The sequence below is a fragment of the Pseudoalteromonas sp. 20-MNA-CIBAN-0454 genome (assembly GCF_040308685.1).
Taxonomy (GTDB): Bacteria; Pseudomonadota; Gammaproteobacteria; order Enterobacterales; family Alteromonadaceae; genus Pseudoalteromonas; species Pseudoalteromonas nigrifaciens.
Map to the genome: position 1 here is coordinate 101232 of NZ_JBEOOB010000005.1, position 13493 is coordinate 114724.

At 38.8% G+C, this 13493-nt stretch carries 14 protein-coding genes; 4 read left to right on the forward strand and 10 right to left on the reverse strand.

Annotation, left to right across the window (positions count from 1 at the left end; genetic code table 11):
• The first annotated feature begins 15 nt into the window (after positions 1-15).
• Together AAEZ22_RS03895 and AAEZ22_RS03900 are read left to right on the forward strand one after the other, a co-directional pair.
• On the forward strand, positions 16-366 hold the full coding sequence (locus AAEZ22_RS03895) for a VanZ family protein (protein WP_011328935.1): 351 nt from the start codon (positions 16-18) through the stop codon (positions 364-366).
• Positions 359-1261 (forward strand): ketopantoate reductase family protein, encoded by a 903-nt coding sequence (locus AAEZ22_RS03900; RefSeq protein ID WP_193038614.1) that lies wholly within the window; start codon positions 359-361, stop codon positions 1259-1261. The genes AAEZ22_RS03895 and AAEZ22_RS03900 overlap by 8 nt, the downstream gene beginning before the upstream one ends.
• 25 nt (positions 1262-1286) lie before the next feature.
• On the opposite strand, the gene thiI is transcribed toward AAEZ22_RS03900, so the two are convergent.
• Both thiI and AAEZ22_RS03910 read right to left on the reverse strand, forming a co-directional pair.
• On the reverse strand, positions 1287-2744 hold the full coding sequence (gene thiI, locus AAEZ22_RS03905; protein ID WP_011328937.1) for a tRNA uracil 4-sulfurtransferase ThiI: 1458 nt from the start codon (positions 2742-2744) through the stop codon (positions 1287-1289).
• 72 nt (positions 2745-2816) lie between these two features.
• The gene (locus tag AAEZ22_RS03910; protein ID WP_058373949.1) at positions 2817-3485 is read right to left on the reverse strand and encodes a TetR/AcrR family transcriptional regulator; all 669 of its coding nucleotides are present in this window, start codon (positions 3483-3485) and stop codon (positions 2817-2819) included.
• Positions 3486-3671: 186 nt separating this feature from the next.
• Here AAEZ22_RS03910 and coaD point away from each other — a divergent pair, with 186 nt between their 5' ends.
• Entirely contained in the window at positions 3672-4166 is a 495-nt protein-coding gene (gene coaD / locus AAEZ22_RS03915; protein WP_011328939.1) for a pantetheine-phosphate adenylyltransferase, read from the forward strand.
• A 13-nt stretch (positions 4167-4179) separates the two neighbouring features.
• Here the strand turns inward: coaD and AAEZ22_RS03920 are convergent, their stop codons facing one another.
• The 8 genes from AAEZ22_RS03920 to argC form a co-directional block, all read right to left on the reverse strand.
• A complete protein-coding gene (locus AAEZ22_RS03920) occupies positions 4180-4632 on the reverse strand; it encodes a hypothetical protein (RefSeq protein ID WP_352296227.1) in 453 nt (150 codons plus the stop codon).
• Positions 4633-4681: 49 nt separating this feature from the next.
• Complete coding sequence (locus AAEZ22_RS03925; protein WP_352296230.1) at positions 4682-4903, reverse strand: hypothetical protein; 222 nt, start codon at positions 4901-4903, stop codon at positions 4682-4684.
• Between the two features lie 852 nt (positions 4904-5755).
• Positions 5756-5959, reverse strand: coding sequence for a hypothetical protein (locus tag AAEZ22_RS03930; RefSeq protein ID WP_352296233.1), 204 nt, complete (start codon positions 5957-5959; stop codon positions 5756-5758).
• Positions 5960-6232: 273 nt separating this feature from the next.
• Positions 6233-8098, reverse strand: coding sequence for an argininosuccinate lyase (argH, locus tag AAEZ22_RS03935; protein ID WP_011328944.1), 1866 nt, complete (start codon positions 8096-8098; stop codon positions 6233-6235).
• 49 nt (positions 8099-8147) lie between these two features.
• On the reverse strand, positions 8148-9350 hold the full coding sequence (locus AAEZ22_RS03940) for an argininosuccinate synthase (RefSeq protein ID WP_011328945.1): 1203 nt from the start codon (positions 9348-9350) through the stop codon (positions 8148-8150).
• Positions 9347-10279, reverse strand: a complete 933-nt coding sequence (locus tag AAEZ22_RS03945; RefSeq protein ID WP_011328946.1) for an ornithine carbamoyltransferase — start codon at positions 10277-10279, stop codon at positions 9347-9349. Before AAEZ22_RS03945 ends, AAEZ22_RS03940 begins: the two co-directional genes overlap by 4 nt.
• 7 nt (positions 10280-10286) lie before the next feature.
• Positions 10287-11054 carry an acetylglutamate kinase gene (gene argB / locus AAEZ22_RS03950; protein WP_011328947.1) on the reverse strand — a complete coding sequence of 256 codons (768 nt, stop codon included), beginning with the start codon at positions 11052-11054 and terminating at the stop codon, positions 10287-10289.
• Positions 11055-12065 (reverse strand): N-acetyl-gamma-glutamyl-phosphate reductase, encoded by a 1011-nt coding sequence (gene argC, locus AAEZ22_RS03955; RefSeq protein WP_011328948.1) that lies wholly within the window; start codon positions 12063-12065, stop codon positions 11055-11057.
• A 224-nt stretch (positions 12066-12289) separates the two neighbouring features.
• Between argC and argE the strand changes: the two genes are divergently transcribed.
• Positions 12290-13444 (forward strand): acetylornithine deacetylase, encoded by a 1155-nt coding sequence (gene argE / locus AAEZ22_RS03960; RefSeq protein ID WP_011328949.1) that lies wholly within the window; start codon positions 12290-12292, stop codon positions 13442-13444.
• Positions 13445-13493: the final 49 nt, after the last annotated feature.

The window sequence follows — 13493 nt, forward strand, 5'->3', positions numbered from 1 at the left end:
ATTTTAGGATTTGTTGTGACAAGGCGTGTTTATCAAGCAATTTTTTTAATTAGTATTGTGGTGTTTACCTTTTTATTTGCGAAAGAAATAAAAGGGGTTGGCAACCTGTTTCCTCATGTTGATAAAGTAGCCCACTTTGGGATATTTTTCATCCTTGCCATAATAATGGATAAAGCGTTTAAACTCCCTTTATACGCACAAATACTTTTATTAGCCGGTTACGGTGCTGCAATAGAAATAATGCAAGACGCACTTCCATATAGGCAAGCATCAATCGCAGATTTTATTGCAGATTTTGCCGGCGCAGCAAGCTACTTTATAATCAAAGCAATTTTAACCCCACGTAAAAAGAACTCTCATGGCTAAAATTCTTATTATTGGCGACGGCGCAATAGGCTTATTATTAGCCCACTTTTTAAGTGCGCAGCATAGTGTAAGCGTGTTAACCCGAAAAAGTACGAGTAACACTCGCTTTTACAGTAGTGACAACAGTGCTTCACAAAAAATAAATGCCTCTTTTATTTCATTAAATGAGCTTAATAGTTTACCTAAATTTGATGTGTTTTTATTTACGGTAAAAGCCTTTCAAGTGCAAAGCGCATTTGCACAAATAAAACAGTTTTTGCCTCAACATTGCTCTGTTGTGCTTTCGCATAACGGTATGGGTAATGTAGAGCAGTTAAAATGTGAGCTCAATGAACACCAAGCGCTTTATTTTTTAACAACGAGTATGGCTGGGTTTAAATCAAACCAATATATAGTACAGCACACTGGTAATGGGCAAAGTATAATTGGCGGATGTAACAACTTAGGTGTTAAAAATAGCAAAATTATGGCGGATCAATTAACCGCGATCCCCCTTTTAAATGCGTCTATGAATATTGAGCAGCTACGTTTTAATAAGTTATTAGTTAACATAGCAATAAATCCGCTAAGTGCGCTACATAACATTAAAAATGGTCAGTTGCGCGAGCCTCAATATTGCTCAATTATAATTAACCTGCTAACCGAAGCATGTAATATTGCTAAGGCAAAAAACCTTGATGTAACGTTAATCAATGCACTGAGCAGTGCGTATGATGTGATGGCACGTACCGCAGAGAACTTCTCATCTATGCAACAAGATGTTGCTCACAATAGAGCAACTGAAATAATGGCAATTTGTGGGTACATTAGCGAGCAAGGCAAGCTTTATAATATAAAAACCCCTTTTAACGATGAACTTTTAGCTAAAATTGCAGCAAAAAAAAGCGCGGTATAAACCACGCTTTTTAAATAGTTAACTTCTACGGGCGATATACCTTTACCGTAGTAAAGCCTTGTTCGTGTAGAATAAGCGCTTGTAACTGGCTCATTACACCTCTATCGCAATACAAGTAATAGTCTTGATCTTTTGGTAAATCACCAAACTTAGTTGCTAAGCGAAAAAACGGCAAATGCACCACTTCTATAGAATCAATTTCCAGTGGTGCTGCTTCTTCTTCCTCTGGAGAGCGAATATCAATTACCACTGCACCAGCTGGTAAATCGGCAACCGACTCAGCTTCTTTTAGTTCCTGCTTAGCTTCTACATCAATATCGCGCACATCCATTACTCGTGCGTTTTCTATTACGGTATTAAGAATATCAAAGTCGAACTTCTCTTCTTCTGCTTTTATTACTTCTATTTTAGCTTTAACAGTTGGCTTTTTAGAAATAACACCACAGTATTCCGGCATCGTTTCGGCCATTTCGGCCGTACCAATTTGACGTGCAATATTAATAATTTCTTGTTTATCGTGTTGAATTAACGGGCGTAAAATAAGGGTTTCGGTTACGCGGTCAATGACACTTAAATTTGCTAATGTTTGGCTAGAAACCTGACCAATACTTTCACCGGTTACCAAAGCTTGAATATTTAATTTTTCGGCCACTTTACTGCCTGCGCGCATCATCATGCGTTTAAGCACCACACCCATTTGGCTGTTTTCAATATTCTCTAATATTTCTGCTACTACTGGTTCAAAATCAACGGTAATAAATTTAACTTTATGAGTTGAGCTGTATTTATTCCATAAGTAGTAGCTCGCTTGTTTAACACCAATTTCGTGCGCCGCACCGCCTAAATTGAAAAACAAAAAGTGCGTACGAGCGCCTTTGCGGATCATTTGATAACTGGCTACACCCGAATCAAAACCGCCAGACATAAGCGATAGTACATCTTCTTGTGTTGGCAGCGGGAAGCCTGCCATGCCAAGGTGAGTATGCGATACTATGTAAGCTTTCTCGTCTTTTATTTCAAGGCGTATCGTTACTTCTGGGTGGCTTAGCTTTACGCTTGCACCGGCAACATGCTGATTTAGTCCACCGCCCACATAACGCTCTAACTCCGTTGAAGTAAAGTCATGCTTACCAATACGTTTAGCGCGTACACAAAACGTTTTACCTTCAATGGTGTGACCAACTAATTCAATGGTTTTTTTATAAATATCGTCAAGCGTTTCAAAGCTCGTTTCGGTTACTTCTATAAACTGCACAATACCCGGAATTCGCGCTAGGCTATCAATAAAAGTGGCACGTGTTTGCTCACCTTCAAGTAGGGTAACTACTGAGATATTGTCCCAGTTGTTTCTAACTTGTACTTTTTCGTCAATACGGCGCAGTACAATCTTAATGTTATTTTCTAACACTTTGGTAAAGCGTTTACGAACCGAGCGGCTTTTGATGGCAATTTCAGGATGTAGTTTGACGATAAATTTAAGCATAGTTCACTCTTAGACTGCGGGAATTCGCGCTCCCAGGCATTGGGCGCGCGATTATAGCAAAAAAATTAACGCCTAGGAACTAAGAGCAGCCGGAATACTTGGGGCTGAGTGAGCAAGTTGCGTGTATTTTTCGCGTAACTGGTTCATTTTATCGCTACTTTTATCTGTGCTGTAGGCTCTAAATAAAGTTAATACTTTTAAAATACCATGATAAATATCTTGCTCGGCAAGTGCGCCACTGAGCCTGCGGGCTTTAATATAAGGGGTCCAAAAACTAACTGTTAATTTAAGCGTATGTGCAAGTTCGAGCGCATCTTGCTCATTAATCGCAATCATTTCACTATCACGTAAACCAAGTATTATTTTACGCACCTGCTCTAACAGCTCTAGTTGAAAATCAATATAAGCCTGCTTAAGCTGCGTATCTCGCGCCAAAATATCGCCTAAATTGTCGTAAAAAAAGTGGTAGCGCCACATCAGTTCAAATAGCGAATCTAGATATACCGTTAACTGACTAAATGCATCATCATTTTTGTTTATAGGTTTAAAGTGAGTGCTCAAGTGCTCACTATACAGCGCAAAAATATGGCGAATAATGTCTTCTTTATTTTTAAAATGGTAGTAAAGATTACCCGGGCTCATGTTTAAATGCGAGGCTATATGATTAGTTGATATCGCTCGCTCACCATGCTCATTAAACAATGAAATACTGGTGTGTATTATTTTATCCTTGGTATTCATATACTAACACTCTATTTTATTCAACAAGTTACAATTCGTACAATAAGTTGTCTAGTATAAACAAAAACAGCATAATTAAACACTCTGTGTAATAGCTTAGTCGTGACAATTAAAGCCACTTACTAGGCTGATTTGTATAAAAAACACTGTTACACTAATGCTAAAAATAATACATAGCGATACTTTATGAAAATCACTGCAATTTATCCAGGTACTTTTGATCCGCTAACTAACGGACACACAGATCTAATTCAACGTGCCTCAAAGATGTTTGATACTGTTATCGTTGCTATTGCTCATAACCCCAGTAAACAGCCTTGCTTTAGCCTTGATGAGCGTGTAGCTCTAGCTAATACTCTTTTAACTCATATAGATAATGTAAAAGTGATAGGATTTTCAGGTTTACTTGCTGATTTGGCACGCGATCACAATGCTAATGTATTAATTAGAGGCATAAGAGCGGTTTCTGATTTTGATTATGAATTTCAGCTAGCGAATATGAATCGACGCCTAAACCCAGATTTAGAAAGTGTATTTTTAACCCCGTCAGAGCGAAATTCGTTTATTTCGTCAACCTTAGTAAAAGAAGTGGCACGCCATAATGGTGATGTAAGCGAATTTGTAGACCCTATTGTAATGGCTGCACTTAATAAAAAGCTAGGTTGCAGCTACAGCAAATAAGCTAACGAGCGCATTACTTAAGTGCGCTAGCTCTATGCATATAGCGCGCTTTAACTTGGTTACATACCCATACTAGGCCTAAAAAATCTTTATTTATAATTAATACTAGCACCATCAATAAGTCAACAGCGTTTATCCCTATTGCGTACAAAGTCCACAACCACCAAACTTCGGTTTGTTCTAAAACATAAATATCGTAATACATAGCAAAAAACAAACAAGCATTGATACTTAGTCCTACGATTAAATACATAAATGCAATTGGTTTAGGCTTTTTAATCAATACACCCCACACAATAATTACACCAATTGTCAGCACATCGTATGTTGCCCAATCTATAAGTGTCACTGTTTCATAATCGAGGAATGCACTTAAAAAATATGAAGTCATCATAATAAAAGCGAGCTGGATAGTACCTTTGTCTTTTTTATTAATTTTTGATACTAACGTGTACAAAAACGCCATTAAAAAGCCCCATAAAATAAAAGCGCCTATTGATTGGCCTATTGTTTCACTAATGGTCAATTTGATTCTGCTGTAATACACTACGATTAAAAATAAAGCGTTTGAGCTCAATCAAACCCAAAAAGTCTTTATTTATAAAAAGCACTGCAATCATAAGTAAATCGATAACGTTAACGCCAATTGAATAAACACTCCAAAGCCACCACTCGTCAATGTTTTCAAGTATATATAAGTCATAGTACATCACTAACATTAACAAAGAATTGAACATTAAACCGATTACAATATAATTAATAGCGGGGCAATTTTTTATTGAAGAGGTTTTAAAGTAAACAACTAATAATACTGTAATTGTTAGTAAATCATAAAGGGTAAAATTGAGGTATACATTACTTAACATATAAAGTACTTCACTCATCGAATACGAGAAAAGCATAATGCTTGCAATATATAAAAGTGATTTATTTGTGTTATTTATACTCGAAGCTAAGCAATACAAAAAAGCCATTAAAAAGCCCCATTGAATAAATGCACTTATATAATCGGCTAGAATAAAGTCTACGTACATATAGTTAAGGGGTATAGTTTATTTTAGGTTTTTTGAATAAAGACAAAATTTTGTTTTTTATCTTGTGTAAGCCAAGGAAGTCTCGATCAACAATTAGAGCAACTATCATTAGTAGATCTATTATATTTACAGTAAACGAGTAAATATTCCAAAAAAGCCACGAGTCCTTATTGTTATAAACATATATATCTAAATGCATTAGCAAGCTAAATATAGAGTTAATTATTAACCCTATTATAATATATAAAAATGAGGAAGTTGTTTTTCTCAAAGCAAAATAAGAACCAACTAATATAGCGACTGTAGCATAATCATATAATGCCCAGTCTAGGTAAACAGAAGTTCCTATTGATAACCAGGTAAAAAAATAGTCTGATGTTGAATAAGAGACCATCATGATAAATGAACTGAGTAATAGGGTCGTATTTCTTTTTATATCTAGAAAATAAATAAATATATTAAAAAAAAATGCCATCAAAAACCCCCACATAACCAGGGCTGACAACGAAAAAAAACCAAAAAACTCAGTCAAAAACATTTTTCACCTTTACAAAATCACTTAGGCTTCACCGGTGGAAGAATAACAACACCACCACGATGCAGGTCTACGCCACCAGCGGCTGCTAACCCCTCTTGAGAGAAGCTTACTGTATCAGATTGCAGGGTTTTAGGGCTAGCAGTTTGTTCCATTGCTGGCTTTAATTGTTGCGTTTTATTGTATGCTTGCATTTGTAGTTGGCTGTTAGCTGAAACTTGCATGTGATTATTCCTTGTAAGTGTTTTTGTATTGTTGGCGAAATCTTGTATTACACCTTTTAAAGAGGGTAATTAAATTGACCTTATATTTAGTAGCAACGTTTTTATCTAAGCTGTTACTGCATTTTACACTTATAACAAAAGCAACCACTGTGCCAACTTTTAATTAATACCTTAAAATAATCATAAAACTTTATATTTATAACTTAAATTAGTGTTTTTCACCCATAAAAAAACGCACGAGGGTAACCCGTACGTTTTTTACATCTAGGGAGTTTAAGCCACGAATTTACACGGGATCTCCGCTTTATTACTTAGCTTTAAAATATATTCCATTGCGACTTCATCGCAGTTTTCTTTACGTAAACAAAGCTCACAATCTTTCATTACTTTTTCTGGCAAGCTTTCTTTGGTACAAAAGCTAAAACGCTGTTTTTCAAAAAAATCTGGGACTCGGGTTAGCACTATTACTCTATTTAACGCCAATTTTTTGGCTTTCGCTAATAAATGTTCAACTAACTGCCGCCCTTGTCCTGACACTGCGCTTTGTGGGTCTATACCCAAAGAACGTATTTCCGCCAAACCTGTGTCGTAAATGTATAGTGAGGCACACCCCGATACTTTGCCGTTAATTTCGGTTACAGCAAATTCGTTAATTGAGTGCACCATATCACTTTTAGCCCGTGGTAGGTTTTCGCCTACCGTAGCCCAATGTTGAACTAACTTAGCAATCGATTCGACATCGTCTAAATTAGCATCACGAACCGTTATTTGCTGTTTTTTTTTCGCAGCTTTAATAGCGCTGGTTACTTGCTCAATTGATGTCCCGCCAAGTGCTTGACGCGCTTTAATGCAGGCGTCAATTTCTAGTACCGGATAAACATCATCTGCAAATACGTCACTTACCGATTTATATTGCTCAAGCGATAAGTCTTCAAGCGTTTTACCTTCACTAATGGCCAATTGTACCAGTACACCCACAATATGATGCCCTTCTCTAAAAGGTACGCCCTTAGCTACCAAGTAATCTGCAAGCTCAGTTGCATTTGCATGGCCACCTTTTGCCGCTGCAAGTGTACGTTCGCCTTTTACTTTAATACCTTTAATACACGCTTGTGCCATATGAATACAGGCAAGCCACGTTGGCATAGCGTCAAATATGCCTTCTTTGTCTTCTTGCATATCTTTATTATAAGCAAGTGGCAGTGCCTTTAGGGTCATCATCATGGCGCTAAATGCACCAAAAACGCGTCCAGTTTTACCACGAATTAGTTCCAGTGCATCAGGGTTCTTTTTTTGTGGCATCAACGATGAGCCCGATGTCACATTATCCGCAAGCTCTATAAATCCGGCTTCGCCTGAGTTATAAAAAATAAGATCTTCTGACATACGCGATAAGTGAATCATCGAAATAGACGCACAACTTAATAGCTCTACTACAAAATCACGATCAGATACGCCATCAAGGCTATTTTTAGTCGCTCCTGTAAAGCCTAAACCCTGTGCTAATGCTTGACGATCAATTGGATAAGCCGTACCCGCTAATGCACCACTGCCCAGTGGGCAAAAGTTCATCCGCGCTTTAGCATCTTGCAGGCGGCTTTCATCACGCTCTAGCATTTCTACGTAAGCCATACACCAGTGACTAAACAATACCGGTTGTGCACGTTGTAAATGCGTATAACCTGGTAAAATAGTCCCAAGCTCACGCTCTGCTAATGCAACAAACTCACCCTTTAACTGGGCAATGGCTTTTAAAATATGATCAGCAGTATCGCGACACCACAATCTAAAATCGGTGGCTACTTGGTCATTACGGCTGCGCCCTGTATGTAATTTTTTAGCTAAATCACCTACTTTTTCGATTAACGCAGCTTCAACATGAGAATGAATATCTTCTGCGCCTGAAGTTGCTACCGCTTGTGGATCTGCTTTTACTTCTTCAAGCAGTTGGTACAATGCTGCAACTAATTCTTGGTGCTCGTCACTTGATAACACATTAACTTGCTCAAGTGCACCAGCCCATGCAACAGAGCCTATTATATCTTGCTCTGCTAATTGATAATCGAAAGGAAGAGAGTCGTTAAATTGCTTAAACGCCTCGTCTGGACCCGTAGAAAAACGCCCGCCCCATAATGCCATGAAATCTCTCCAAACCCGATATTGCCCCTTTTAACAAGGGGCGTAAAAATTACTTTTTAGCTAATGCTTTTATTCTGCTTGAAAGCGAGAATAAACGAATAAAGCCCTCTGCGTGTGATTGGTCGTACACATCATCTTCACCAAAGGTAGCAAACGCTTCGCTGTATAAACTGTGTGGCGACTGCTTTTGCACTGCTGTAACTTGGCCTTTATATAGCTTAAGCACAACTTCACCTGTTGCATCTTTAGAAAGTGCTTCAGCACCAGCTAAAATAGAGTCTTTAAGTGGTGTAAACCAACGACCGTCATACACTAAATGTGCAAATTCGCCGCCTAGTACTTCTTTCCACTTACGGCTTGCTTTATCAAGCACCAGTTCGTCAATGGCTTGCAGTGCCGCCATCATTACGGTGCCACCTGGGGTTTCGTAACAACCGCGCGATTTCATACCCACTAATCGGTTTTCTACAATATCAACACGACCAACACCATGAGGCGATGCAATATCGTTTAATTTAACTAAACAATCATAAGGTTTAAGCTGCTCACCATTTACTGCAACAACTTCACCTTCAACTACATTTAGTGTTACTAGTTCAGCTTTATCTGGCGCTTGCTCTGGAGAGTTTGTCCAGGTCCACACTTTTTCACTTGGTTGGCACCATGGATCTTCAAGTTCGCCGCCTTCGTGCGAAATATGCCATGCGTTTGCATCACGGCTATAAATTTTTGTAGCCGATGCAGAGCATGGAATATCGCGCTCAGCTAAGTAATCTAGTAATGACTCACGGCTTGATAAATCCCATTCACGCCATGGCGCAATTACTTGTAAATCAGGCGCAAGCGCTGCAAAACACGATTCAAAACGTACTTGGTCGTTACCTTTACCTGTACAACCATGAGAAAGTGCATCTGCACCCACTTTACGCGCAATTTCTACCTGTGCTTTAGCAATAATTGGGCGCGCCATAGACGTACCTAATAAATAAGTACCTTCGTAAATTGAGCCTGTTTTAAGCGTAGGGTAAATGTAATCACTTACCATTTCGTCTTTTAAGTCAACTACATAACACTCAGAAGCACCCGATGCGATAGCTTTAGCTTCTACGCCTTCAAGTTCCTCTGCACCTTGGCCAACATCGGCCACAAAGGCAATAACTTCACAGCCGTAATTCTCTTTTAACCATGGCACAATGGCCGACGTATCAAGTCCACCTGAATAGGCTAAAACGACTTTTTTAAATGAACTCATAGGTGTTCCTTAACAAAATTTGGATTTAATAATGTAACTAGCAGAGCGTTTTGCGCATGCATACGATTCTCGGCTTGTTGTATAATTTTTGACGCTGGACCGTCCATTACCTCAGAGGTAATTTCGAACTCACGGTGTGCCGGTTGGCAATGTAACACTGTTGTTGCACCGGTTTGCTCTAATAATGCTTTATTTAATTGATAAGGCATGTATTTTTCTTTTACTAACTCAAGTGGTGTGGTGTCGCCCATTGATACCCAAGTGTCGGCGTATACTGCGTTTGCACCAACAGCAGCTTCTACTCTGTCGCTCACCATTACTGATGCACCATTCATTGCTGCTATTTGTTCCGCTTTTTTCAGAACTTGTGAATCTGGAGAACATCCTTTAGGCGTAACGGCAACAAAGTCTGTACCTAATGTTGCAGCAAGCAACATTAATGAATGCGTTACGTTGTTGCCCTCACCTAAATAAGCTAACTTTAATTGACTCACATCGCCATGCACTTCTTGTAGTGTTAAAAAATCAGCAAGTGCTTGGCAAGGATGATATAAATCACACAAGCTATTAACTACTGGCACCGATGAATACTGCGCTAATGTGGTTAATGTACTGTGCTGATTTACGCGCGCTACAATACCATCTGCCCAGGTAGAAATATTAAGAGCAAAATCTTTTACTGACTCACGTGCACCCATCGCGCCATTTTGTTGATCTAAATACACGGCATGGCCGCCTAAGCGATTTATACCAATATCAAACGATAAACGTGTACGTAAGCTTTGTTTTTCAAATAAAGTAACCACTGACTTACCAGCCAATACTTGGCTGTATTTTTTAGGGTTTGCTTTAATATCTTGCGCTAGCTTTAATAAGTTAAGTGCGCCTTGTTGGTCTAATTCTAAACCCGTTAAAAAATTCTCAAACATAATAAACCTATGGTGTAATTTTAGTTCCGACATGCTTGCCTTGCAGCAAAGCTGTTAAGTTTTCTGGCTTTTGCCAGCTGGAAATATACACACCGCGTCGTAAGTGTTGGGCAGCGTGAAGACTGGTCTTAACTTTGACCTCCATCCCGCCCACAATTACTCCTTCATTTATTAAAGTATCAATGTGTTTTGTATCTAGTTGATGTAAAGGCTGCTTATTTGCATCAAGCACTGCTTCAACATCGGTCATAAATATTAGTTCTGCGTTTAAGTTGTTGGCAATTGCAGCGGCGGCTTCGTCAGCATTAACGTTGTACCAAAGCCCTTGCAAGTCAAAACCAATTGAGCTGACAATTGGCATACGGCCAATTTTTAGTAAATCGTTAATAATCGAATCATCGTTACTGGTACATTTACCCACTAAACATAATGCTTTTAGTTTTTGCGTGGCAGTAACACCAGCTTCATACAAACTTAAACCAACTGGTTTATGGCCAGCATTAATTGCCGCACTCATTAATTGTTTATTAGCACAACCTGCAAGCGCACCCACTATGTACGGCATTTGCTCTTTAGGGCTAATACGTAAACCTTGATGCTTTGCACTGGCAAAACCAGCGTCTTTAAGCCAAGTGTCTACAAGCGCGCCTCCGCCATGCACAATGACAAACTGCGCGTTGTGCTGCTCATTAAGTACTGAAAATAATGCTTTAGCCGCGTTTTCTGTATTAAGTACAGCGCCGCCAAGTTTAATTACCCAGGTTTTTTTACTCATTTAAAACGATCCTTTTAAGCCTGTGGTATGCGCCAATCCCATTGATAAATTAATACACTGCAAAGCTTGTCCTGCAGCGCCTTTTAATAAATTATCAATGGCAGCTATAACAATTAACTGTGTGCCTTGTTGCTGCCAGCCAATATCTACATATGGCTGTTTAGCTACGCCTTTAATTGAGGGGATTTTATCGCCCAGTAAACGAATTAACGGCTCATCGGCAAGTACTTGGTACGCTTGTGTTACTTGCTCAATGGTGACATTAGGCTTTAATTGCACATAAATAGTTTCTAAAATACCACGCGGGAAATTACCTAAATGGGGGGTAAATAAAACATTGTGACCAAGGTGTTGCTCTATTTCAGGGCCATGACGATGATTAAATAAACCATAAGGGGCAAGCGACACTTCGCAAAAATGGGTACCAATACTAGCTTTACGCCCTGCGCCGGTTACACCCGATACCGCATTAATTATAATTGTTTGCTCAGTTAATAAATCGGCCTGCTGCAAAGGCTTAAGTGCATTAAGCGCAGCCGTAGGATAACAACCCGCTACGGCTACTAATTGCGCCGCGGCAATAGCATCGCTATTCCACTCAGCTAAACCATAAGCAGCTTGATTTAATAACTCTGGATGTTGGTGCTCAAAGCCATAATAAGTAACGTAGTCGTCATTGCTCGCAAGGCGATACCCGCCAGATAAATCAAATACCTTTTTACCCATGGCTAAAAAACGCGGCGCTAAATCTACGCTTACTTTATGATCGGTACATAAACACACGTAATCGGCGCTGTTTTCAATATCGCTAAAAGCAGATTCACTAAGAGGCAGTAAAGGCTGATCGAGTAGCCCTAAGTGTTCGGGGTATAAATCACTCAGCAATTTATTTTTATCTAAGCTACCTTGCGATACATAACAGCCAGTTAAAATTAGTTTAGGGTGCTTAGCAACTAAACTTGCTAGTTCTGCGCCGCTATAACCGCTTGCGCCAATAATCACTACATTCATTGTTTACTCGTTATTTAAAATTAGTTACTACTTATCCATGTTGTTCGCTTAAACTAGCTCTGGGGCTAATTAAGACTTTAATTAATTAATGAATGTTGATTATCGTCGTATTATTTTCATGGCGCTACTTTTAAAATATTTATGCTTAAAAAGTGAATTGATATTCATCATAAATACTTTTATATTGTTATGCAATTAAATTGATTACTTATTTTGGATTTTTTATGTCTTTGCCTTCATTTATTTCTATGTACCAACAATTAATTGCAGCGCCTTCTATTAGTGCCATTGAAGATAGCCTGTGTATGAGTAATAAAAATGTTATTGAATTACTGGCACAATGGTGTGAAAGCTTAGGCTTTAGCTGTGAAATAATCGAATTAGAAGGCGGCAAAGGTCGCTATAATTTATTAGCTAAACGCGGTAAAGGCGATGGTGGATTAATGCTCGCTGGCCATACCGATACAGTGCCATTTGACGATAGCCGCTGGAATCATAATCCATTTAAATTAACCGAGCACAACAATAAACTATATGGCTTAGGCAGTATTGATATGAAAGGCTTTTTTGCTTTTGTACTGCAAGCTATTAGTGAACTTGATGAAAAGCAGCAAACTCAGCCTATTTTGATCTTAGCCACCGCCGATGAAGAAACAACAATGGCCGGTGCTCAACAAATTTGTAAACATCCAAATTTAAAACCAGATCGCTGTATAATTGGCGAACCCACTGATATGACTCCAGTATTTACACATAAAGGGCATATGAGTACCGCAATTAGAGTAGTCGGACGCTCAGGCCATAGCTCAGATCCCGAACGTGGTGTTAACGCCATCGAAGTAATGCACAAAGTGATTACAAAACTACTGATCTTAAAAGAACAGTTAAAGCATAAATATTCAATAGAACACTTTGAAATACCCTATCCAACCTTAAATTTTGGTAATATTCATGGCGGCGACAACGCGAACAGAATTTGTGGTTGCTGCGAAATGCATATAGATATGCGCCCATTACCGGGCTTAAGCGTGCAAGAGCTGCAAATGTTAGTACTTGATGCAACTCACGAAATAAACCAGCAATACCCTAATGCCGTAAGCGTAATTGATTTACACGAACCAATTCCTGCATTTACTGGTAACACCGATAGCGCTTTGGTTAAACTAGCCGAAAAAATAGCGGGGCAAAAAGCGGTGGCAGTAAACTACTGTACTGAAGCGCCATTTATTCAACAGCTTGGTTGTGAAACCATAGTAATGGGCCCCGGCTCTATAAACCAAGCGCACCAACCTGATGAATTTTTAGCAATGGAAAAAATTAAGCCTTCACAGCAAATTATCACTAATATAATTAAAGCGAGTTGTTTTAGCTTTTCTTAATTGCGATTATAAAAATAAAAAAGACGCTAAATAGCGTCTTTTTTATTTA

Bases quoted from the DNA above. Each gene is read 5' to 3' on its own strand.
- thiI (WP_011328937.1), bottom strand. From the start codon at position 2,744: ATGCTTAAATTTATCGTCAAACTACATCCTGAAATTGCCATCAAAAGC.
- argH (WP_011328944.1), bottom strand. From the start codon at position 8,098: ATGGCATTATGGGGCGGGCGTTTTTCTACGGGTCCAGACGAGGCGTTT.
- argB (WP_011328947.1), bottom strand. From the start codon at position 11,054: ATGAGTAAAAAAACCTGGGTAATTAAACTTGGCGGCGCTGTACTTAAT.
- argC (WP_011328948.1), bottom strand. From the start codon at position 12,065: ATGAATGTAGTGATTATTGGCGCAAGCGGTTATAGCGGCGCAGAACTA.
- AAEZ22_RS03945 (WP_011328946.1), bottom strand. From the start codon at position 10,279: ATGTTTGAGAATTTTTTAACGGGTTTAGAATTAGACCAACAAGGCGCA.
- coaD (WP_011328939.1), top strand. From the start codon at position 3,672: ATGAAAATCACTGCAATTTATCCAGGTACTTTTGATCCGCTAACTAAC.
- AAEZ22_RS03930 (WP_352296233.1), bottom strand. From the start codon at position 5,959: ATGCAAGTTTCAGCTAACAGCCAACTACAAATGCAAGCATACAATAAA.
- argE (WP_011328949.1), top strand. From the start codon at position 12,290: ATGTCTTTGCCTTCATTTATTTCTATGTACCAACAATTAATTGCAGCG.
- AAEZ22_RS03940 (WP_011328945.1), bottom strand. From the start codon at position 9,350: ATGAGTTCATTTAAAAAAGTCGTTTTAGCCTATTCAGGTGGACTTGAT.
- AAEZ22_RS03920 (WP_352296227.1), bottom strand. From the start codon at position 4,632: ATGGCGTTTTTGTACACGTTAGTATCAAAAATTAATAAAAAAGACAAA.
- AAEZ22_RS03900 (WP_193038614.1), top strand. From the start codon at position 359: ATGGCTAAAATTCTTATTATTGGCGACGGCGCAATAGGCTTATTATTA.
- AAEZ22_RS03925 (WP_352296230.1), bottom strand. From the start codon at position 4,903: ATGTTCAATTCTTTGTTAATGTTAGTGATGTACTATGACTTATATATA.
- AAEZ22_RS03910 (WP_058373949.1), bottom strand. From the start codon at position 3,485: ATGAATACCAAGGATAAAATAATACACACCAGTATTTCATTGTTTAAT.